We start from the raw sequence: 689 nt of genomic DNA, 5'->3' as shown, positions 1-689 counted from the left end.
CTTCGTCAACACGCTGGTGCTGCGGACGCGGGTCGCGGGCGAGTTGACTTTCGGTGAGCTGCTTGAGCAGGTCAGGGAGCGGAGTCTGGATGCGTTCGCTCATCAGGATGTGCCCTTCGACGCTCTTGTGGACCGGCTCAACCCGGTGCGGACACAGGCCCACCACCCACTGATCCAGGCCCTCTTCGCCTGGCAGAACGACACCGTGCCCGACATCCCGGTGCCGGGGCTCGACATCGACATCGCATCCGTCGACATCGGCGCCGCCCGCATGGACGTGGCGTTCAGCCTGCGCGAACGGTTCACGGACAGCGGCAGGCCCGCCGGGATCGGAGGCGTGGTCGAGTACCGCGCCGACGTGTTCGACCCCGAGACCATGGAACGTGTCATGGCGCGCTGGCAGCAGTTGCTGACCGCTATGGCCGCCGACGCCGAGCGTCCGGTGGCGTCGGTGGATGTGCTGGGTGCGGGGGAGTCGGCTCAGTTGGACGTGTTGGGTAACCGGCGGGTGTTGTCGGAGTCGGTGGGTGTGGTGTCGGTGCCGGAGTTGTTCTCCGCGCAGGTGCGGCGGTGTCCGGATGCGGAGGCCCTGGTGTTCGGTGGGCGGTCGTGGACGTATCGGGAGGTGGATGAGGCGTCGTCGAGGCTTGCGCATCTGCTGGCTGGTCGTGGGGTGGTGGCCGGTGATG

1 protein-coding gene is annotated in these 689 nt (G+C 67.8%); it reads left to right on the top strand.

Translation table 11 applies throughout. The annotated features are described in order from the left end of the window. Nucleotides 1-689 (top strand): condensation domain-containing protein (locus IG78_RS43635; protein ID WP_037703436.1); only part of this gene is annotated, 689 nt, incomplete at both ends.

The sequence above is a fragment of the Streptomyces aureocirculatus genome (assembly GCF_000720475.1).
GTDB lineage: Bacteria > Actinomycetota > Actinomycetes > Streptomycetales > Streptomycetaceae > Streptomyces > Streptomyces aureocirculatus.
The sequence above is the reverse complement of the archived record's forward strand: the minus strand, read 5'-3'. Positions and strand labels throughout refer to the sequence as shown.